At 45.1% G+C, this 21891-nt stretch carries 19 protein-coding genes and 2 pseudogenes; 9 read left to right on the top strand and 12 right to left on the bottom strand.

What is annotated here, in order from left to right:
* Positions 1-4: 4 nt before the first annotated feature.
* From BM122_RS04825 to BM122_RS04840, 4 genes are all read right to left on the bottom strand, one after another.
* Positions 5-364, bottom strand: coding sequence for a hypothetical protein (locus BM122_RS04825; RefSeq protein ID WP_143083321.1), 360 nt, complete (start codon positions 362-364; stop codon positions 5-7).
* Positions 365-399: 35 nt separating this feature from the next.
* Positions 400-594: a hypothetical protein gene (locus BM122_RS04830; RefSeq protein WP_218151994.1), complete on the bottom strand. Its 195-nt coding sequence runs from the start codon at positions 592-594 to the stop codon at positions 400-402.
* A gap of 510 nt (positions 595-1104) precedes the next feature.
* Positions 1105-2463: a Y-family DNA polymerase gene (locus BM122_RS04835; protein WP_256211879.1), complete on the bottom strand. Its 1359-nt coding sequence runs from the start codon at positions 2461-2463 to the stop codon at positions 1105-1107.
* Positions 2421-2891, bottom strand: a complete 471-nt coding sequence (locus BM122_RS04840) for a LexA family protein (RefSeq protein ID WP_256211880.1) — start codon at positions 2889-2891, stop codon at positions 2421-2423. Before BM122_RS04840 ends, BM122_RS04835 begins: the two co-directional genes overlap by 43 nt.
* Positions 2892-2965: 74 nt before the next feature.
* Here BM122_RS04840 and BM122_RS04845 point away from each other — a divergent pair, with 74 nt between their 5' ends.
* The 5 genes from BM122_RS04845 (at position 2966) to BM122_RS04865 (ending at position 7459) form a co-directional block, all read left to right on the top strand.
* Entirely contained in the window at positions 2966-3640 is a 675-nt protein-coding gene (locus BM122_RS04845; protein ID WP_074904149.1) for an SOS response-associated peptidase, read from the top strand.
* Positions 3637-5835 carry an SF1B family DNA helicase RecD2 gene (gene recD2 / locus BM122_RS04850; RefSeq protein ID WP_074904151.1) on the top strand — a complete coding sequence of 733 codons (2199 nt, stop codon included), beginning with the start codon at positions 3637-3639 and terminating at the stop codon, positions 5833-5835. Before BM122_RS04845 ends, recD2 begins: the two co-directional genes overlap by 4 nt.
* A 153-nt stretch (positions 5836-5988) precedes the next feature.
* Positions 5989-6738 (top strand): IS5 family transposase, encoded by a 750-nt coding sequence (locus tag BM122_RS04855; protein WP_083398336.1) that lies wholly within the window; start codon positions 5989-5991, stop codon positions 6736-6738.
* Positions 6739-6755: 17 nt separating this feature from the next.
* Entirely contained in the window at positions 6756-7250 is a 495-nt protein-coding gene (locus BM122_RS04860; protein WP_256211882.1) for a thermonuclease family protein, read from the top strand.
* Positions 7223-7459 carry a hypothetical protein gene (locus BM122_RS04865; protein WP_143083322.1) on the top strand — a complete coding sequence of 79 codons (237 nt, stop codon included), beginning with the start codon at positions 7223-7225 and terminating at the stop codon, positions 7457-7459. The genes BM122_RS04860 and BM122_RS04865 overlap by 28 nt, the downstream gene beginning before the upstream one ends.
* 406 nt (positions 7460-7865) lie before the next feature.
* Here BM122_RS04865 and BM122_RS04870 read toward each other — a convergent pair whose 3' ends face one another.
* From BM122_RS04870 to BM122_RS04900, 7 genes are all read right to left on the bottom strand, one after another.
* Complete coding sequence (locus BM122_RS04870) at positions 7866-9515, bottom strand: M14 family metallopeptidase (protein WP_074904154.1); 1650 nt, start codon at positions 9513-9515, stop codon at positions 7866-7868.
* Between the two features lie 41 nt (positions 9516-9556).
* Positions 9557-12292 (bottom strand): hypothetical protein, encoded by a 2736-nt coding sequence (locus BM122_RS04875; protein ID WP_074904156.1) that lies wholly within the window; start codon positions 12290-12292, stop codon positions 9557-9559.
* A gap of 862 nt (positions 12293-13154) precedes the next feature.
* Positions 13155-13532 carry a transposase gene (locus BM122_RS04880; protein ID WP_074904157.1) on the bottom strand — a complete coding sequence of 126 codons (378 nt, stop codon included), beginning with the start codon at positions 13530-13532 and terminating at the stop codon, positions 13155-13157.
* Entirely contained in the window at positions 13508-13675 is a 168-nt protein-coding gene (locus tag BM122_RS23130; RefSeq protein ID WP_177198046.1) for a hypothetical protein, read from the bottom strand. Before BM122_RS23130 ends, BM122_RS04880 begins: the two co-directional genes overlap by 25 nt.
* 200 nt (positions 13676-13875) lie before the next feature.
* Positions 13876-14370, bottom strand: a complete 495-nt coding sequence (locus tag BM122_RS04885; protein WP_143083323.1) for a hypothetical protein — start codon at positions 14368-14370, stop codon at positions 13876-13878.
* Positions 14371-14468: 98 nt separating this feature from the next.
* Positions 14469-15275, bottom strand: a complete 807-nt coding sequence (locus BM122_RS04890) for a transposase (protein ID WP_218151995.1) — start codon at positions 15273-15275, stop codon at positions 14469-14471.
* A gap of 785 nt (positions 15276-16060) precedes the next feature.
* Positions 16061-16321: a hypothetical protein gene (locus BM122_RS04900; protein ID WP_074904163.1), complete on the bottom strand. Its 261-nt coding sequence runs from the start codon at positions 16319-16321 to the stop codon at positions 16061-16063.
* A 247-nt stretch (positions 16322-16568) separates the two neighbouring features.
* Here BM122_RS04900 and BM122_RS23135 point away from each other — a divergent pair, with 247 nt between their 5' ends.
* The 4 genes and pseudogenes from BM122_RS23135 to BM122_RS04920 all read left to right on the top strand — a co-directional run bounded on the left by BM122_RS23135 (position 16569) and on the right by BM122_RS04920 (position 19654).
* The gene (locus BM122_RS23135) at positions 16569-16730 is read left to right on the top strand and encodes a hypothetical protein (protein ID WP_177198047.1); all 162 of its coding nucleotides are present in this window, start codon (positions 16569-16571) and stop codon (positions 16728-16730) included.
* A 152-nt stretch (positions 16731-16882) separates the two neighbouring features.
* Positions 16883-17487 (top strand): annotated as a pseudogene (locus BM122_RS04910) (IS110 family transposase); the annotation flags it as partial.
* A gap of 174 nt (positions 17488-17661) precedes the next feature.
* Positions 17662-18024 (top strand): annotated as a pseudogene (locus tag BM122_RS04915) (transposase); the annotation flags it as partial.
* Between the two features lie 535 nt (positions 18025-18559).
* Positions 18560-19654, top strand: coding sequence for a hypothetical protein (locus BM122_RS04920; RefSeq protein ID WP_074904169.1), 1095 nt, complete (start codon positions 18560-18562; stop codon positions 19652-19654).
* 249 nt (positions 19655-19903) lie between these two features.
* On the opposite strand, the gene BM122_RS04925 is transcribed toward BM122_RS04920, so the two are convergent.
* Positions 19904-21643: a GmrSD restriction endonuclease domain-containing protein gene (locus BM122_RS04925; protein WP_074904171.1), complete on the bottom strand. Its 1740-nt coding sequence runs from the start codon at positions 21641-21643 to the stop codon at positions 19904-19906.
* Positions 21644-21891: the final 248 nt, after the last annotated feature.

Raw genomic sequence — 21891 nt, forward strand, 5'->3', positions numbered from 1 at the left:
TCGTTTAAGCCAACTTCAGCAGTGGACCTTTCAATTCGAGCCGCGCATCCTGCCCGGCCGCACTGCGCAGCATGGGTTCGGTTACCACCATGCCAGCCGGCAGTTTGATGATGAGTTGCGCCAAGGGCATGGGTCGGCCAGTCTTTTGCAGCAGCGCCACCAATTCGTCAGCCAGGCTGGATGTTGCTTGGCCTCGCTCTTCATTCAGTGCCCAGGCTGCTTCACCGCTGGGTAATTCACAGCGCAGCAAGGCCGGCGTGCAGGCCAGCCATAGACTCAGCTGCGCGAGATTCCAACCCAACTGATGCCATTGCGTGGCATGGTCCGCCCACAACTGATCCAGCGTTATCGGCCCGGTTTTCATGCTGCGCCGAACGGTGGCCAACACATCAGGTGTATTCAAGCTGGCCCTCCGACGGTTGGGTGTGGCATCGGTGCCCGATAACCCGGCGCAAGCGTTGCGTTTGCCACGCTATACAAGGCCAACGTATCACAACAGAGTCGATACTCGTGGCCGCGCAGGCTGTGGTATGCCGAGCAGTTGACCCTCCATTTGCGCAGGATATAACCGGAAGTAACTGCACACAGATTCATCCGCAGCACTCCATCGCGCATCAAGTAGTCCATCTCTGTAATCCTAGATCTGAGCTGATCCTGGCAAATCACAAAAAGCTATTCCTGCAGATAATTTATTGTCGATGGGACACTTTTCCTCCAGCCTATTGAAAGTATCTCCAGCAACAAAGAAAACAGATAAAACATGAAATTCATCATCTCCACATTTTTTAATATGATATTGTAATGCATGCAGAGCTCATAAATCAAAGAGTCAGAGAAAGACAGTTCTCTCTAAAAAAGCGCAACAAAGGGCTGTGACGAAGATGCTTTTGGATGGCTTTTGCTTTGGTAGGATTGGGCTTCTCAATTAAATTCATATACTTAATAATCCGGTCCATCAACACAAAAAACCAACCCATCATGCGATTATTTTTTGTATCTACTGCGCGTTAAATCAGGTTAGGCACTATCTGGCGCTGAACTGAAGCAGATTTAACATTTTCACGACCGCATCTATTATGTTATCTATAGTTGAATCTGATGCAATCAGAAAGCATGTGCTATAGGCACATCACTCCATTTCGTCGTATAACAAGGTGACATGATCTTCCGCCGCATGCTCCAGGTTTTCTGGCTTCCTACATAAAATACCGAAACAGTATTACGTGCATACTTCTGGTTCAACTGATCCAGCACACTCATCAGTCTTGCTGATTTCTCATCCACGCCATATTGCGTCAGCAATGAGCCCTGGTACAGTGTGGCGGAATCGATACCTGTCAGAATCACCCCTGCTTTCTTGTAAGCATAGCCTTTCCGGTAAATACGCTTGAGTCCAAATAGCGCTGCTCTGACCAACAAACGCGTATCACTGCTGGCATTGGGTAGGGGTACCGTAATACAGTTACTGTATTGCTTATCCTGCTCACGGAAGGGATTGGTTTGGATAAACACCTGGATGGCATGACAGATCGAGTTTTGACTGCGCAATTTTTCTGCCGCGCTGCTCATATAGCTCGCAACGGATTCGCTAAGTTCAGGCAAGCTATAAATGAGTTGACCAAATGAGCGTGAGGAAATGATCTGTTTCCGGGGTGCGGATACTTCTTCCAGTGCCAGACACGAAATACCCTGTAGCTCATAAACCAGGCGTTCCATTACCACGCCGAACCTGGCACGCAACCAGGCGGTTGAGGTATCGCGTAACGCTTTCACGGTGTGAATACCTACTGCATGCAATTGCTGGCTGATTCTTCGCCCTACTCCCCATACCTCCCCCACTTCGATAACCGATAGCAGCGCATCCATTTGACTGGAAGGCATCGCGGCGAGATCACATACACCATTGAATTCTGGCCGCTTCTTGGCGATATGGTTGGCCAGTTTGGCCAATGTCTTGGTGGCACCAAAGCCCACACAGACCGGCAGGCTGGTCCACTGATGGATACGGCTACGTATCGCCTGACCCATGTCCGTAGCAGTTGGCCAGAGTTTGCCTAACTGCTGCAAACCCAGGAAACATTCATCGATGGAATAGACCTCGACACAAGGGCTAAAATCACGCAGGATGGTCATCACCCGATCAGACATATCGCCGTAAAGCGTATAGTTAGATGAGAGCGCAATGATGCCATGCTGTCTTACCAAATCCTTGAGCTGGAACCAGGGCGTACCCATTTTGACGCCGAGCGCCTTGACTTCATTGGAACGAGCAACCGCACAGCCATCGTTATTGGAGAGTACTACGACCAGTCGATTGATCAGATGCGGATTAAAAGCCCGCTCGCAACTGACGTAAAAATTATTGACGTCTACCAGAGCGAATAGTTGTCTACTGACGAGAGTGATGTCAGTTGACATGATCACACGATAAAACGTGCTACTGTTCCCACTACCACTCCCCACACCTGCAATTCCTCATTCTCGCGAAAACGGATGGGGGGATAAGCTGGATTCTCAGCGTGCAGTTCGATCACGCCATTGCAGGCATACAATCGCTTGACAGTATATTCATTGTTAATCACTGCCAATACAATATGCCCGTGTTTAGGTTCGACTGAGCGATCGACCACCAGCATATCGCCATCGTGGATATGGGCACCCGTCATGGAATTACCGATGACACGAAAGAAATAGGTCGCTGCTTTGTTACGTATCAGATAACTATTGAGATCCAGCTTTTTATCAATATAATCTTCTGCAGGAGATGAAAACCCAGCGGGAATTCGATACTGCAATAATGGCAGCATACAAACGGCAGGATCAATTTCGGCTCGCTGTAAGCAAGGGGGCGCAAATGCGCTCGTAGGCTTAAAGGGAACGATGGTGGTCATGATGGGTCCTCCTTAATAGATGATGATGCCGATAGTATAAAACACTCATTTGACTAACCAAAATGTGAGGAGATATGTGCGGACGGTTTGCCCTGGCTTATCCTCGCTCCCAACTGATCGACTGGTACCACGCAGTGTCGATGCCGGAGATGGAGCCGCGCTATAACATTGCACCCGCAACCGATATTCTGGTCATCCGGGACAGCGACAAAGGCCGACAAGGAGCGATGATGCGCTGGGGGCTGATTCCTCCTTGGGCCAAGGACACCAGGAAGCTGCCCCTGCTGTTCAATGCTCGTGCCGAATCATTGGCAAGCAAACCCATGTTCAAACAAGCGTTTCGCAGACAACGCTGTCTCGTTCCTGCTTCCGGATTCTATGAATGGAAAAAGTCGGCAGAGGGAGCTGGCAAGCAACCATTCTATATTTCTGCCAAAGACGGCCCACTTTCCTTCGCAGGGCTATGGGAAACCGCAACGATCGATGAAATAGTCATCCATAGCTGCACGATCATCACTACGGACAGTAGCAACTTGATGCGCCCAATTCATGATCGCATGCCAGTGATTCTTCCGCGCGAAGCATGGGATACCTGGTTAACCGCTTCACAGTTACCGGATGAGGTTCTTTTGTCATTACTGCAACCTTATTCTTCAGAACAAATGCAGTTATGGCAAGTCTCTCCTGCTGTGGGGCGAGTAAGTCACGAGGGAGCGCAGCTGATTCAGCCGATCAACAATCCAGGATGAGCACTCCCTCGAATTCACCTCATAGTGCGGACAATCCTCTGGAAAAACTGCAGGGATCGGTCGAGCGCGTCACCTTTCATAGTGAATCCTCGGGTTTCTGTGTGTTGCGCGTCAAGGTTAAAGGTCAGAGAGAACTCATCACGGTGATTGGTTCAGCAGCTTCGGTCACAGCAGGTGAATACATCGAATGTGCAGGCTTCTGGGTCAATGACCGGCAGCACGGTCAGCAGTTTAAAACGATCTCGATAAGAATCGTGCCCCCGACTACCCTGGATGGGATAGAGAAATATCTGGGCTCCGGCATGATCAAAGGAATTGGCCCGCATTTTGCCAGGAAATTAGTCAAAGCCTTTGGAGCGGAGGTGTTTGATGTGATCGAACTCACACCAGAGCGGCTGTTGACCTTACCTGGCATCGGCAAGAAACGGTTAGAACGCGTCACCAGTGCCTGGGCTGAACAAAAAGTCATCCGTGAAATCATGGTATTCCTGCAATCGCATGGTGTAGGCACCTCACGTTCGGTGCGTATCTACAAAACCTATGGTGAACAAGCCATCGAAAAAGTCAGAGAAAACCCCTATCGGTTGGCTCTGGATATTCACGGCATTGGCTTCAAAACAGCCGATACGCTCGCACAGAAGCTCGGAATTGCACCGGATTCCCTGATCCGGGCACAAGCCGGCGTGCGTCATGTATTGCAGGAATGGTCAAACGAAGGACATTGTGCCGCAGCACGCGATATGTTGCGCGATATGGCCGTGAAGCTCTTGGAAATACCTGCACCGGTGATCGAGGAAGGCATCACTGCCGAACTCGTGGAGGGCAATCTGACAGCGGAGACCATCGATCAGCACGAATTCATTTTTCTGACCCCGCTTTATCGAGCCGAAGTGGGATGCGCCAATCACCTGCTGCGCCTCAATCAAGGCCAGCCGCCCTGGGGGGCTATTGATGCCCAGAAGGCGATTCCCTGGGTCGAAGAACAGACGGGGCTGACTTTATCAGTATCACAACGCGCAGCCATCGAATTGATGCTGCAGCATAAAGTAACCGTGATCACGGGCGGCCCAGGGGTGGGCAAGACCACGCTGGTGAACAGCATCCTGAAGATCCTGAAAGCCAAACAAGTCCATATCGCCCTGTGTGCGCCTACCGGCAGAGCAGCCAAGCGGCTTGCTGAATCCACCGGACTGGAAGCCAAAACCGTGCACCGCTTACTGGAGTTTGATCCTGATATCTTTGCTTTCAAGCATAACGAAGAATTTCCGCTCGAACTCGATTGCCTGGTCATCGATGAATCCTCCATGATGGATGTGACGTTGATGAACCAGTTGTTAAAAGCCGTGCCCTCAAAGGCAGCCCTATTGATTGTGGGTGATGTGGATCAACTACCGTCCGTGGGGCCGGGCGCGGTATTGGCGGACATTATCGACTCGGGAAGAATTGCCACCGTCAGGTTGACTGAAATCTTCCGGCAGGCGAGCACTTCAAAGATCATTACCAATTCGCACCGGATCAACCAGGGGCTGTTACCGATCACCCATAATGCTCAGGATTTGAGTGATTTTTATTGCCTCTATGCTGAGACACCGGAGGAGATTTTTGCCAAATTGATGCAAGTTGTTTTAGAGCGTATACCGCAACGCTTTGACCTGCATCCCGTCAATGACATACAAGTGCTGGCACCGATGAATCGAGGGGGGCTGGGCGCACGCTCACTCAACATTGAGCTGCAGCAGCGGCTGAATGGGGCAAGTGAACCCAAGGTTACTCGTTACGGTTCGGTTTATGCGCCAGGTGACAAAGTCATCCAGCAAGTCAACAACTATGATAAGGAAGTATTCAACGGCGATATTGGGGTGGTGCTTTCGGTAGACGTTGAAGAGAGCCTATTGCAAATCCAATTTGATGAGCGCATTGTTGATTACGAATTTAATGAGCTTGATGAAATCTCTTTGGCCTACGCGATCAGTATCCATAAAGCACAAGGCTCAGAATATCCTGCTGTGGTTATCCCCTTAGCGATGCAGCATTACATGCTTCTGGAGCGAAACCTGCTCTATACCGGGGTTACCCGTGGCAAGCAGCTGGTCGTCATCATTGCGCAACCCAAAGCATTAGCGATGGCGATTAAGACTCAACGTTCACAACGCAGGGTCACTAATCTAATTTCCCGTCTCTCAGCTAATGGCTAAAATAGTCAATGGAATAATGAGGGCTTGTATCTGCACAAAATATTTGGAGAGGATGATCTAGGGTCTGTTGACGTTTTGAGGTAAATATTTCGTTAATAGAAGCAAACTCGTAATATTGAAAGATTTTCACACCACCAACAAAACGAGTTTGCGATGCCCCGACTGATGCTTAGTGATGAATTCTGGTCGAAGCTGGAGAAAATTCTGCTTCAAGAAGCGATTTACAACAAGCGCAATTTGCGCATGACGGTAGAAGGTGTGCTATACCGAATGCGGGTGGGTTGTCCATGGCGGGACTTACCCGAGGTTTTTGGATGCTGGAACTCTATCTATAAGAGATTCAATGCTTGGTCATTCAGTAACAAGTGGAGTAGAGTTTTCAAGGCGCTGATTATTGATCCAGATTGGGAGTGGGAATTTATTGATGGTAGTTACGTTAAAGCGCATCAGCATAGTGCGGGAGCGGTAGGTCAAGAGCCGCAGGCTATCGGAAAAAGCCGCGCTGGCAACACTACGAAAATCCACCTTGCCGTTGATAGTTGTGGTTTGCCGGTTGAATTTGAAGTTACCGGTGGGAATGTGAATGATTGCTCTATAGCACCGAAGCTGATTGCCAAGTTACCTGATGCGCAGGCAATTGTGGCGGATAAGGGCTATGACAGTGAGTACATACGTGAGCAAATAATAAAGAAGGGAGCCAGGGCTGTGATCCCAAGAAAGCACAATTCACTGAAAGGTAACAAAGATATGGATTGGGGTTTGTATAGATATCGGCATTTGGTGGAAAATGCCTTTGCCCGATTAAAGCAGTATCGAGCAGTAGCAACACGATACGACAAGCTGAAAAGAAATTACGAAAGTATGATAGCTATCGCGTGCGGATATCTGTGGCTACCTATGTGAAATGTCAACAGACCCTAGTGAACCTCATATATTTTAAGAAAATTTTATTCCTGGTATTACTCTACCTCGCGTTCTTGCCATTATTTGCGGCGGCCCAGGAGCATATTGGGCGGGTCGTAGGTGTATCAGATGGAGACACACTCACAATTCTGGATGACCGAAAACAGCAGATCAAAGTACGTCTCGCTGAGATCGATACGCCCGAATCAGCCCAGCCTTATGGAACGCGTGCAAAACAGGAATTATCTCATCTTGTTTTCGGCAAGACCGTATTGGTCAAAGTACAGGATATCGACCGCTATGGGCGTACGGTTGGACGCGTCTATGCAGGCGACATTGATGTCAATGCAGAAATGGTCAGAATTGGTGCTGCCTGGGTATATCGGAAGTATGCTAGTGATCAGAAGCTCTACGCTTTGGAAAAACAAGCTAGGCAGAATGGCGCAGGGTTATGGAGTCTACCGGAAGCTCAGCAAGTTCCACCTTGGGAATGGCGAAAAACAAGAAGATAAGGCATGAAATCAGGTTGTTCCAGATTCGTTACTCTGAAGTCGGAGAAACCAAATACCTCGATAGCTTTATCCAACAGCCCGAGGATTCTCGCGGGGTCGGCGTCTTTGATGTCCCTGTGCAGGCGCAGGTACTCGTCGGATCGGATAATTTGGCGTGGAATTTGAGGCAATGGCTGCTACCCATTTTTAGCCCTTTTTCCCGTGGCTAAGGGTGCGAGCTATTGAACCTTCTAATATAAAGCAGAATCAGGTAAGCTACATTTTTTCTAGCCATTCATTTCTCAGAAGCCTTGTCTAAACCGCTTTTGTTGGATATTTTTTTAGGGACGACTAATTAGGAATAAGATGAGCAGTTTCCCGGGTTATCCGAACAAACCTAATTTTTACCAGGGCTAATGCTGTGGCTCAGATTGAGAAATAATGAGAAAAAATAAACAATGCATGTTAAGAACTGGAGTCTGGCGATGAATCAATTTGCTACTTTATTTGAGAGACGGATGTCGATTCTGGGACTATCACAAAATTCTCAACTACACAAAATTCATGACAGCCCCTTAAAATTAAAAATGGAGGAAGCATTTACAAAATTTTGTTAGTTTCCTATTAGCTGAACAGTTAAGATATTTTGGGTTTTGCCAAAAATATATCTATGAGAGCATCGGCATATGACTGAAGTTGCTTGCATCTCTTGGATTTCTTGAGAATTTTGGGCTTAGTTTTTTTATCTAAGGATTTACAATCCTCGCCATAAAGCTGTTTACCATCACTTTGAAATGCGCCGCTATCGTCACGACCGTAAACTTCGACAGTTATCACCGGAGCACCATCTCGATTACCGGGATCCTTTTCTTTCTTTATAGAAACTGGTCCCCAATCTCCAAAAGAGAAGCCGTCCGGTGGGGCTGCTGAAGCAGCGTAACGAATTACCGGGGGGTTAACACCGCCAGAGGAAGATCCCTTTAAATGATTTCCAGGGACAAGCCCTTTATCTATCTTCTTGGCTATCTCCAGAGCCAGACGGTCATCCTTTCTGCCCTCGGAGGTAAGAGCACTGATAGTGTCCTTTGCCACAGGCTGGAATCCCACAAGCTCTAATTTTTTAGCTACTGCCTGTGCCTTAGCTAATGATTCGGTGTGACGTTTCTTTTCCTTGCGGAAACTTTTGGCAACCTCTTTAATCTCTGTTATTTCGGCCTCAGTTACAGGATACATTTTCCGAATGCCTAATTCTAGAGGAGCCCAGAACTCGTCCGTTGTACCGTCGCTCATAGTTAAATCGATCTTATTGCCATTAAGCGTGAGAGTTAAAAAGTTGTTCCCGGATGATAGCCTGATTGTCTCAGTCCCCGCAATTTTTTGCACTGCGGCTTGGCTTATCCAGTCAATCGCATAAGTTTTTTTAAGAAATTCGATGAGTCTCACGACTTCTCCGGGGTTGTCCGGGAGCATTTTCCACCAGAAATAATTTTTAGATAGCCATTCATACATTTGTTTTATTAATCCAATAACAGGACTGGCTGGTTCCAAAGCAAAATTGAACTTGCAGTTGTCGGTTCCGAATATGAGTGGTTCATCATTAGAAGTCAGAGGCTCTAAGGGATTTCTCTGACCAACTCGTTTATCATATTCATACCTGGGATCAACAAAAATCCCAGGTGCATCAATGCCGTAATCTGGTTTATTGCCGAAACCGGGTTCCTCGCGAACAAACATTGCGTGAATGCTTGCTATACGCTTCGGTTTGAGCTTCTCAACCAGTTCCAAAAGTGCCTTGGTTTCCGCTAAAAGGGGAACTTTCTCCGGCAGATCTTCATTATTGGCTCCTTTTTTTATCGGATTTCCGTCTGGATCGACTGGACCTGATTTCTGGCTCAAGTCGCTAAACGGCTGTCCCGGCGGAGGGAATTGCCTATTGGGCGGGATAGAGTAGTAATTTTTGTCGCCCTTAAATTGCCAAGCGATCTCCCTACCGCCTCGGGATGTCTCACACTGCTTTTTAAGCTCTTCATTCTTCGACTTGGCTTTCTTATCGAGGCACTGCCGAGCGAGTCCGACTGATTTGGGGTAGACCTCCGGCACAATAACAGTAGTGAAATAAGGCTTCCAACCAGCCTTCCCTTTTTTCTTCTCATTTCCGGTCAGCTTTTGTAGCTTGACGAGTAGCCATCGTGCCACCTCAACACCTGAGAGTTCGGAGCCATGGATTCCTGCAACTATGAGCGCAATATCCTGAACTTTGCCAGTAAACTTGTATGATTTGATCATCTTATCGTATGCCTGGCCTTGATAATAACGACGAAAACACCCTAGACCAGATCAACCTGACGGCCTGATTTAGGATCGTATTTCACTTCTACTGCTGCCACCTGATCGGTAGGGAGGATCTCCACCCATTGGTCGAATACCTCGAAGTAATCATCATTACCAACATTGGCTTTAAATCCTCCCTGTAAAGGATAAAAACCGTGTTCATAAACCTTGTCGACCGGCGTAGCTGTAACCTTATTGTCTGCATCTTCAGGATCAGAGATTGAGGAGGTTTTCATCGAATCAGTATGTTTCTTAGTGACTTTTTCTGCAAGTATCTCCAAGACTTGGAGCATTGTTTTTCCCTGCAAATCAGGCTCATCGCCGGTATACATATCGTTTTCCGTAATACCGTTCACCCCCTCGATCTGCTTCAGCCAATTTAACGCCGCTTTTTCTTTTCCGGGACGGATCGGGATCACGGCTTTTACCCATGGCGCATTGAGAAAAGCGTTCCGCATGTTATCACCATCAAGCTGCAGCAGCCAGCCCAGTGAACTTCCCAACTTGGCGGGGATCGACTCCTCGGTAATGTAGTAATTATCCGCTCTCGCCTCATTAATACCGCCCCAGCCAACCAGGTCTTCACTCGTGATGGTATTGATTAAATTAGGTTTCATTTCCGGTTTGCCGTCACTACCAGCTTTACCTGTGGATATTAAAGCCCCGAAGGTTTGATTATAATGCTCTCGCGGCTTCCACCACTCAGGCGCCACGAAGTACAGCATTTTATCCACGTCGAAAATGGAATTGATCAGCTCGGAAACGATATGACGGGTTCGGTCATCCGGCTGGGGAATTATATTTTCAGGCGCAAGGAGGTCCTGGATTAATCTACGATAGATGACAATTCTTTCCTCTTCCCTTAACTCTTCGTATTTACGCGGTTGAATATTACTTGCCGCTTTTATTCTGTCTCTGGCAGCATCGACAAACTCCTTGCGATACGCCGATTCTTTTTTAGCGGTATACTGGGCTAGTTTCTTGTCATCCTCTTTTTTGAGAGCATTCAGATCTTGATTCGGTTCCCAGTATAATGTAGCTTCAATATTTATTGTGTTCTGTCCATGGAAATGAACATAATCCAGATGGACAGTGAATGTACCCTTATTGGAACTCTTATCAGGATTTGTAGGATCAAAGTCTCTTACCGAAAGTTTGGCATCCGCGCCCTGAGGTTGCAGCACTACGTCCGCAAGATAATATTCGGCTTCTTTACAAATAACCTTTTGCAGAAATTCATATTCGATGTACTCATCATAATTAGAATACTCAGCGCCGTGAGTGTAACCTTGATCATTGTCACTTGTGCTTTCATTCACAGGTATAAACGGAATTTGAATATTGACCTTCTCGATAAACGGTTTCTTTGGCACTATCTGCTCTGGATTCGGTATGTTATCCGTCTCAGGAGATTTTGCTACATGGACTAGGTTAGCGATCCCCAATTCAGCCCCTGGTTCATCGACATAGGTTTGCCAGCAAAGGTAAGTCCCCACGTCCTGGACCTGCACTCCGACCTGTCGCATCTTCCGTCTGAGTTCATAATTAATCAGTCCTTCTGTATTATTGACTAGCGAATAGCGTTTACTGGTGGTATCGGTATACTCGGTAGTGGTTTTAAAAGTAGATTTGTAGTTTTTCCGAATTTCAGTAGACAGCTTTGAAGATTGCTGGCGCATGTGCTTGTGAGCTTGCTCTCGGGCAGTCTGCTGCGTACTGTTCATATCAAAGCTAGCTGATTGGGTGGAACTGCCCCAAATCCAGTTCTCCTGGGCTGTGACACTGGCTCCAAACTTGGTCTCATTCCGATTCTCCTCTTTTACTGCATCCGAAATTTCATCTTGTTCCGTTAAAGCAGCCTCGGTCTTAACAACATTCTCAGTCTGCATTTGCAGTTCTTTTTCCACGATGGTCTTGCGAGATGATAGTTCAATTAGTTCCACGCTTGAACCAGGACTAAGCCAGATATGCCCTACCGGCGTACCCAGAAATGTATCAAATTCGTAAAAATACTGCCGAAATAAGTGAACGATTCCAATCGGCGACAGACCGACACGGTCTAATTCCTTTTTTGGGTCAATATAATCAAGAGGATTCTTGGACTGCAGTTTAGCGATCCATGCATTAACTTCAAACTGAGACTTATAGAAAATTTGTTTCAGGTAATCAAATTGCTCATTCTTAACTAGATCCAGCAGTAAGCCGGCAACTACCGATTCTCGATTGATCCTATCCTTTAGGGACTGAATTCTAGCCTCCTGAATTTTTTCTCCTGTGGATATTACTGTTTTTACGGATACAGGCATTTTGCCCCCGGACATCCATCTGGTAGCTTGTTCCTTGACAGAAGTATTTAATAAATGGTTGAGTGAACCAGCATTTATGGTAGTTTTCCATTTTTCAGGGGTTATTTCTTGTTCCACAGGGAGCGCTTTCCTGATCTCGTTCAATATTGCCGTATTAAAGCTGCGGGCAGTGCCGGACATTTCAGCGATATTGATCTTTCCTATATTGTCAAAGTTCGAGTTCTCATTGAAGTGGATCTGAAAATTACCTTTATAATGCGCAGCAAGGGTATTCATTAAAGCGAATTTATCGGCATAAAAGCCTTTGTCCATCTGGTTCTGAATTCGTTGGGATTTCCAGCCCAGCAAAGGCTGATAGACCCCAAAAATCTCGCTAGCGTACGGCAAGGTATTTGTAAATTCTTTGAGATCGACTGACTTCTTCATATAACCCCCTGGGATAACTTATAGTTGATCTATTACTGAATAAACAACAAGGCGTATAGGAAAAAATAAATACCTTTTTAATAAAAACCGAATCGCGACAGGAGTCTACATTCATGGTTTTTTGAACATTAGATACCCAAGCGCGGCCCTGTATAAAACACAGTCGCAAAGTGTATAGGAAAAATGAAAGGAAGCCTGGAGCGGCTTGCAATCCCAGCTTCCAATTAATATAGAGGCGAGAAGAGTTAACAAAGTGATGAGTGCATTCACAATACTTAGCCTCTTTTTTAATAAATAGGCTCTGGTTTATTATATTATTTACTTGGCCAACACTTTAAATCTAAAAATGGCTTTAGGTTTAACAGCTTAGATTGATCTAAGGGCCTGATTCCAAACTTAAACTAACTTAGATCAAAAAATATACTCTCTTGATGAAAATTAAAATAAGCAGAAACCTTAATTTAGTCTAAAGAAAGTGCGTAGAAAACAAGAATAGGAAGTTTCGTAAAATGATGGGCCGCCGGATTTTTTAAGTATTCCCTGCATGAGTTTTTATCGGGCGTACATGGAAGCAGCTAGCGTGGCGACCTATGATGGGTTTTCACAGCCACGTAATACTGTAATTCATGTATAGAGTGGCCAAGTATTTTATGTCCTACCCATTGGGCAGCAGTGGACCGACGATCATGTATAAGAAAAAATAAACACCGTTTTTAATAATAATCGAATGTAGCGGAGAAACGGTTTGATCGTCAACTGAACAGAAAATTGTCCGAAATTTGGTAAAATTTGTGTTCGATAAATAGCAAAAAAGGTTGGTTTGGTTCTCTTTTTCGCTATATCCGATCCCCTATAAAACGATTCAAATCCCATAAGCGGTAAAGAGTTGCTCGATGGAACAGCCCTCTCTTTTTCTGATGGCTTTGGCCTGGGCCCATTTTGGCTCAATATCATTAAAATCTGGAGAATAAGACGGAAGATATTCAAGCATATGCCCGGCATTTGCAATAGCAGTTTGGATATCCTGCCGTTTATGGAAGGTTGTGTTGTCCATGAAAATCACGCAAGCAGGCAGAAGTTTAGGCAAAAGGTCCTGCGTCACCCACGCATAGAAAATGTCGGCGGTGATATGGGCAGTAAACAAGCTTACAGTCAGGAGCGCTCCTTTGATCAGAGCGCCGATCACATTGGTTCGACCTCTTGCATGCCAATCTTTTACACCATGACAGCGTTCACCCACAGGCGCATAGCCATGCGTACTGGTATGTCGTGCGCAAAGCCGCTTTCTTCAAGGTAAACGATGACGCGGCCTTCGCGCTCATAGCCTTTAATTTTTTCCTGAAAGATACGCCGCTCTTTTTTGCTGGCCTTTAGATAACGCAAGCTTTTTTATAAGTTACACCGCAAATTATAATCAATTTATTGGGGATATGCTATAACTGAATTATAAAAAATTAATAGGGAATCGCCACTTCCCTTTGTACAATATTGGGGTTAGGTTTCAGCCGCTGCCGGACGCGGTAGCGGCGAATGAACGGATGCTGGAGGCAATCGGCTGCAAGCCTTGGTTAGGCGCGCTATGCCTATTTACATCCTTCTCCTTGCTCACGCAACTCAACCAATAGCTTACCCAAGGGAGTCAGATTGATCTTGTCCACTAGCTTATCACCAGCCCGCAAGTCCCTGATATGGAAAAGTTCGAGATACCCAAGGTCTCGTAGCAACCGAAGGTCGCGTTCAAACCGCGGGTTGGGATCATACCTGTATACTTCATCGTGGTGATACAGCTTGGACAGATGCTCCAAAAGATAGAAGGCCAACGTGTATTTCACCAGCGTGTTGATCTTCTCCTGTGTGATATTAACTTCTGATTGAACTCCTTTTAGCTCTTTTTGCAGGAGTAAAGTCTGCGTTTGGAGATGTTCGGTCTCCGCCTCCACTCTAGATATATCGGCCTGAGTCTTCTTTTTTTGCAGAATCTGCGTAAGAAGTGCCGATACTACCCCGCCACCGAGGATACCTGAGATGACCGCTGCCAGAACATTGTTTTCCATTCCTTTTCCCCATCTCCTCCCCAAAAATAGCGCCTAACTAGTAATTATATAGTTTCTGTACATCTATCATATTCCAGAATAAAGAGCAATAATATTGTGATATTAGTCCGATTAAATGTGAATTAAGAGCTAACTCGTAAAAAATTCCAGAAAAACAGAGCCGCAGCCAGCTTTCCGAATACATGTACCATAAGCCCATTATAAGAACGAACTTTGCTGGCACATTCAATGCCTGTTTTTTCTTCAATCCACGCAAATAAGGCTTCAATCGGTTGCCGAACGCGAGACACCGCTGTAGACAACCATTGATCCTGTGGTTCCAGATGGTGTTGCCCTTTTTGTTTTTTAACCGGTGTCATGACGGTCAGATTCTGAGCTCGCCTGATGCATTCAGCGTCAGGCCGTTGATAAGCTTTATCACCGTACAGCTCATTGTTGTGCAATTGTGGCTGAATCTGATCAAATATCTTGCCATCATGGTCGCTAGCGCCAGTTACACCGATGTACTCAGGGATCGGCAATGAGCCTGGTTGGCGGCGCCCAATAATATGGACCCGCACACCATAATAGTATAACTTCTTTGTGGAGCAGTAGCCTGCATCCGCCAACTGTTTCGCTACACACGCGTTAAACCGATGGCCTTGTTTGGCCAATGCCACTGGAAATGAATCGATCAGCCAAACTTGCCCCGGATTCCTGGTTTCCTGTTCTTGCTGAATCAGTGCTAATAAGGGGGCAAACACATCGGCTACTCGATTCAGGCGCTGAACATAAGCCACATAACCTGGAAGTCGTGGAAACCAATCGCGTAAGTGGCGATCCGCATACTCATAAATACCTTTGATCTGTCTATGCTTGTCCATTACACCGAACAGGAAGAAGGTAATGACTTCTTCGTCGCTAAAGCTTAAATCCGCGTAATGGCTCATTCTTTGGCTATGAACCCAAAGATTTTGCTGATAATGCTTGCAAACATAGAGACAAATCGTTATTAATCGGTTTGCCAGTTCATTGGTTACTGTGATTTATTGAGGTTGGGTGATGTCTTCCTCAATAGTTTAACGTTATTGATGAACTGGCTTCTATTTCAGCTCTTAATTCGCATTAAAGTGAAGTGAATAAACAGTCAAGCCTATCGAATTTCCCTTCCTCCTCACACAAATCGTGTAACATGACTGAGTACTTTGCACTGGGCATGACAAGTCTCAAAAATGTTTTGGGTTTGATTGCATGCACAATTGCTACCCTCTCAAGCGGGACTTTAGGGGCCGGTATGCCAGCGAGCTTAAGGCATTCGCACGCAACGTGGAAACAGTTAAAACGAGTCGCATGGTACTTCAAGATTCTTTGCTCAGAGTCTTTTTTGAGTGAGTATAGATACTCTTGCGTTTTCCGATATTCTTTTTCGTTAATAGACCACGAATTCCAAAAAGAAGGGATAGATATGAAATTTTTCCTATATATCAATTTCCCATCCTGAGCTATCAATGCTGAAATAAGGTACTTCCAGTATGAACGTGTATGGAACGAAAAAGTCTCTGGCGCATTAGGTGGCCCCCATAATACTACATCGATATGCCCTAAATCGAAGACACGCCATGGACGAAATGGATTGAATCCATTGGCAAGCATAACCGCAAGTATCAAATAATATATACGAGGCGCTTGTTGGGTTAGTGAATTATCACGGGACATATGAAAGGCTTCAGTATTGTCATGGTGAATAGGTATATGAAACAACAATACCAGGTCTGTTGCCCTTGGCCTGTATATCACCATAAGGAAGCGTTTGAAGCCAGCTCAGACAAAGATGATTACCGCTAGTCTCGCCGTAAGGGATGCCTGACCAGCGTTTTCTTAGTCGAATATTATCTGTATGCATAGTAATGCAAAAGCCACTTAAAGCACTCCATTCAAGCGTTGTCCATCCATCCCCTAATTTCTTACTACGTTCTACAGAACTCGGTCCACCCATTATTAGTCTCCCTCTTTTGGTTAATGAATAATCTCTATTCATATTAGGAAAAACAAAAGATACAAGCAATAATGCAAACACATTCATTTTAATTACTGGGGTATAGGAAAAATAAATGCTTTTTTAATGACGAACTCAAGCTTAGGCATTCAGCATTAAAAAATATACCATTAAGGCATAAACAAAATAGCGAAGTAATCGGCCCGACGCCGCAAATCACGCCGAACAAGCACAAAATGGCTAGATTATGGCAAAGTGGAATATGGTGCTGCAAAAGACTGATAGAGCGATGGTGCATATTGCTCGTAGAGTAGCGTGGTCATGGGTGGTCATGGGTGACGTCATCGACATTGGTGAATCGGCTCGGTGGTTCATAGCCGCTGAAACGATATCCCGTTTGAGAGAGTGAGCTAGACAACGTACCCGATGCAGCGCCACATTTCACAACGAATGATCGAGCAAACCATGTCAAGACGCAATCGCAATCGTACGATCAGCCTTAAACGGGGCAAATCCCGGGCCGCCCTGACCATCACCCACCCCAATGCAGCCGGCATCGACATTGGCAGTGCCTCTCACTTTGTTGCTGTACCACCCGACCGTGATGATTAACCAGTACGAGAGTTCCCGAGTTTTACGGATGACCTTAATGCTTTGGCCGACTGGCTCGAGGCCTGCGGCGTAGATACGGTTGCTATGGAATCCACGTGGGTGTACTGGATTGCCTTATTTGAGTTGCTGGAATCGCGCGGTTTTACCGTGCTGTTAGTCAACGCACGCCACGTCAAGAACGTTTCTGGTCGTAAATCCGATGTGCTCGACTGCCAATGGCAGCAACAACTCATGATCTACAGCTTGCTTCGTGGTGCATTTCGTCCGTCTGATGAGGTATGCGCATTGCGTTCGCTGTGGCGTCAGCGGGAAATGCTCCAAAAAAACCAAGGGCGCCATTTACAGCACATGCAAAAAGCGCTTACACAGATGAATATCCAACTTTCCAACGTCATCTCCAACATAGCTGAAGAAACAGGGGAGAAGATTCTGCGCGCTATCGTTGCTGGTGAACGAGATGGACAAGTATTGGCTGCGATGAAGAACGTGCGCATCCACGTTAGCGAGGCTGAGATTGCCAAAAGCTTGCAAGTAACTGGCGCATCGAACACTTATAGCATATCTCCAATAAATTGATTATAATTCGCGGTGTAACTTATAAAAAAGCCTGCGTCATCCAAAGGCCAGCGAAGAAGAGCGACGCATCTTTCGACAAAAATTAAAGGCTATGAGCGCGAAGGCCGCGTCATCGTTTACCTTGATGAAAGCGGCTTTGCGCACGACATACCAGCACGCATGGCTATGCGCCTGTGGGTGAACGCTGTCATGGTGTAAAAGATTGGCATGCAAGAGGTCGAACCAATGTGATCGGCGCTCTGATCAAAGGAGCGCTCCTGACTGTAAGCTTGTTTACTGCCCATATCACCGCCGACATTTTCTATGCGTGGGTGACGCAGGACCTTTTGCCTAAACTTCTGCCCGCTTGCGTGATTGTCATGGACAACGCGACCTTCCATAAGCGGCAGGATATCCAAACCGCCATTGCCAATGCCGGGCATACGCTTGAATACCTGCCGCCTTATTCTCCAGACTTTAATGTCATTGACATTGAACCCAAATCGGCCCAGGCCAAAGCCATCAGAAAAAGATAAGGTTGTTCATCCGAGCAGCTCTTTGCCGCTTATGGAATTTGATTCATTTTATATGGGATTAGCTATATGTATGCCGTCCAAAAGATTCCGGACTGAAAATTGAAGCTGCTCCGATTGCCGGCAAGAGTGATTAACAAGCGTATGGATGAGAGGAATTCGGCCAAATTATCTAATCCACGTCCTCAAGGCCAAGGTATTATTATCTGGATCGGAAAACGGACGCGGGTTCGGTTCCCAATTCCACCACCAACAACCAAACCTCAACCATTCTCGGTTGGGGTTTTTTATTGCCCGTTTACCCAGTGCTGGCGCGGATTCCGAGCCTAGCCTCGCGAGCGCCCTCCCCTTCAACCCGACGTTTCCACACTCGCCGACGCTTCTCTGTTCTCCGTTTTCTCTGGTGGTCACGCGAGCGTTCTCGAGACCACTTCCTTTACTGGCGCGGGTTTAGATGTGGTTGGTTGTAGTCGAGAATTGCTATAGAGGTAGCGACTGTGACTTGTCAACCGAACAAGGAGAATGAGAGAATTATTAAATGAGCGAAACACCTGAATCATATAAAGAATCACAGCCGAAGCCCAAAGGCAATAACTTCGCCACCTTATTTGCGAAGGCTGCGGTTAAAACGTCGATCAGTACCCTCTACGTCCGTCATGTCATCGACACAGATTGGAAAAGCTTCGAAATTGATGACGCCTATGAATTGGGCAGGGCCGGGGTACGGCAGCTCAGTAGCCGCATTGAAAATAATCGTGACAGTGCCCCCCTCTCAGAGGAAGATTTAAATGCATTCAATGAGGCTGACTACCTCTTGCTCGTACCAGTGATTTCGAAGCAAAACGGTTGGGGCACGATGCCTGCAGGTGCTGGACTCAAGGAACTCGGAGAAACCATAAAGGCAGCTAAAAAGAAGGAAACCGAGCGTCAAAAAAAAGAAACCGAGCGTCACAAAAAGATGCTCGAGGGCATTCGCAAGTCTATTGATTTAAGCTATGGCTTCTTGGGCAATGACGCACTCGAAAAGCTTCAAGTACAGATGGCAGGACTTGCCGATATTCGTAGTACACTATCTCGCACGAGCACAATTGAGCAGGGTATTCACGATGCAAATCTCAGGGGCATCACTTCAGCTATTGAAACTACTAGAACTAACGAGATTCCAAGGATACCAAGCCTTCATCGACCTGATGAGACGCCTTTGGGTCGAGCATCACTAGAAAGTGCCAAAAATTCTAGAGAGGTTGCTCAAAAAATGGATGATTTGGTCGTCGTCGTTGCGGGGATCAATCAAACCTTGGTTCAGGACGTGCTACCCGCGTGGTTCAAGCAAATTGAAGAGGATCAGAGGAGTGCAAAACATACATTCGACCAAGCCGCCAAAGGGCTACGTTGGACGAAGTGGGCAGTCATCGCTTCAGTGATCGTCACGATATTGGCAACTTGGGTGCAGGTAGAGGTCGCAAGAGATATTGACAATACTGAGCAGCAGAAGCAGTCCGAGGCAATACTGCGTGAGCAGCTTGCGGCTCAACAAAAACTCATCGAACAGCAGATTCAGGATGCAGTTGCGATGCGCGAAACAATCTCTGTAATCAAGACTCCAGCGGAGATAGTCGTGCCGAAGAAGTAACAGTGAAGTTCGACCATTCTCGGCTGATCGCCACAGTACTTTTGAACTAATATGTAGTAGCTCAAATTTGAGATGACAGCTTCAATAATTAGTCTCTTTTCAACTTGACATTGGTTGATTGAATTCAACGCAACCAAACGTGAGGTAGTGCAAAATTCTTTTTTAATAGTGGTAATGGACGAGTCCACCGGTGACAATGAAGCAAAGCATTATTATCATCCGGTGCAGAGTATTATTACGAGCAATTAACTAATCAAGCAATTTCTTGAATGCTGAAATAATTAGTTTTTCTCTCTCTTCTATGAATTGCCGAAAGTTTTCTAATTTAAGGTCAATGTTTGGAATATAGTGCCGCTCCATATACGCCTTTCTTTCATTGTTATCCGGATATTTCTCTTTAATCCAGACATCAAAATCTTTTCCTGATTTTTCCTGGTTTGGAACACCTTCAAGTAATTGCAAATTCGCTAAATAGTTATAGTTGTTAAGGTAAAACTCGATATCATCATCATTTGTCCCACGTTTTTTCAGCCTCTGAGCTGTAAATAAATATTTTGGAAAAATATGATCTTGATGAAACTTATTCCTAAAATCTAGCGATGGATAAATAAATGCCAAAGCTGAATACGTGTATGCTTGCGCGTACTGGTATCCTAGAAGATTATCTATTTCATCATCATCAAACGATATTGCCTTAGAACTACCTTTTAATTTCAGTATGATTTCATCATAGGGAAACCCATCTTCTGACTGATTGATTACCTCTCGTATTGGTCTTAGGACATTGTCAGGCTGACCACTAAAAGTTCTTTTAAGTAGAACCATTACGAGCCACTTAAATATTTTCCTTCTATCATTTAGATATTTTGATAATTCAGAAAAATTATCTGGGCTTTTAATTTTATGTAAATATGCAGCTATTGGAATAAGTGCGTTATTTGACGTCAATGTATCCCTGTGGTATCCAAGACTGGAAAGTAGAATAACTGCTGATCTAATTGCTTTCGTAATGTCTTCCCATTGTTGCTCGATGGCAAGCATATTTTCTTGATTGAAGTTGTCAACCTTAAACGCAATATCCTTAAATCCAGCAAGGACTAAGCAGCTTTTTAGCACAAAATCCTTGTTAAAATTGAAGCCATCACCTATTGAATTAATTTCGTCCACAAACGACGTAATTTCCTCTCGTGCATCCCCTCTCCATTGCGCAGTGGCGATCGAAAGCAAAAGATCTGAATAGCTTAACTGTGTTCCTCCACTATTAACACGAATGAATATATTAAGAACTTTATCTAAGCTTTCACCTTTTTCCAGGAAAAAATTTATTGATTTATTTTTGTGGATAACCTCATATAGTTTGAAAAGTGTTCTGTTAGCGTATCTAGATTTTTCTTTCCCATATTCTGGAATAACTTCTTCAAGCAGATAATCATTAACATTAACAGGTTCCTCAAAATTTAGAATATCGCCTACGAGAAACCAAAAATGATTTTCATCTTTTTGTTTATATTCATGAGTTGTTAAAAATCTAAAATCATATTCAAGATCACCGTTATCATCTGCTGGCGCAACTAGATTTAGATAAAGTTTTCTTACTGGGAAAGCGTCATTATTATCCCATCTTTTATAGGGTAGCTTATAAGCATAGGTACCTTTGAGCCCAATATAAAGCGATGTAAGACGTTGTTGTCCATCCAATATTGCGGTAATGCTATTTTCTCCATTTATCCTTGCTTTTGAGTTATGTGTATTTTTTCTTTCATGGTATTCACGTACAAATTCATAAAATTGATAATTATTAATGTTGCTATTATCTACTTCCCAGAACAAGAAAGAGCTAATTGGATAATCCTTCATAATTGAATCGAAAAGTCTCTCTATTTGATATGTATCCCAAACAAACTCTCGCTGAATTGCAGGAAGAAGGTATTTCTTTTTATGAACACCATCTATAGCTTCTTTTATTGAGATTGGCTCTACAAATGCCATTCATTTTCTCCTTTGGTTTTTCAAGAATCATAAGTAATTTATAGTTAATACATATATTAAATGCTTTTGGCATTAACGATAAAGTTATTACGCTTCTCAGGTTTACTAGCTGTATATCATCCTAAATGCAACGAATACAGTTCTGGAGATCATGACTGTGTTAGCCACCTCATATTATGAGGCCAGATTATCGAAAATTTATTGAAAAAAATTGACTGGCTGGTTTTCTCGCGAAGCAGTCATTTTAA

The sequence above is a fragment of the Nitrosomonas communis genome, assembly GCF_900114745.1.
Lineage (GTDB): Bacteria > Pseudomonadota > Gammaproteobacteria > Burkholderiales > Nitrosomonadaceae > Nitrosomonas > Nitrosomonas communis_A.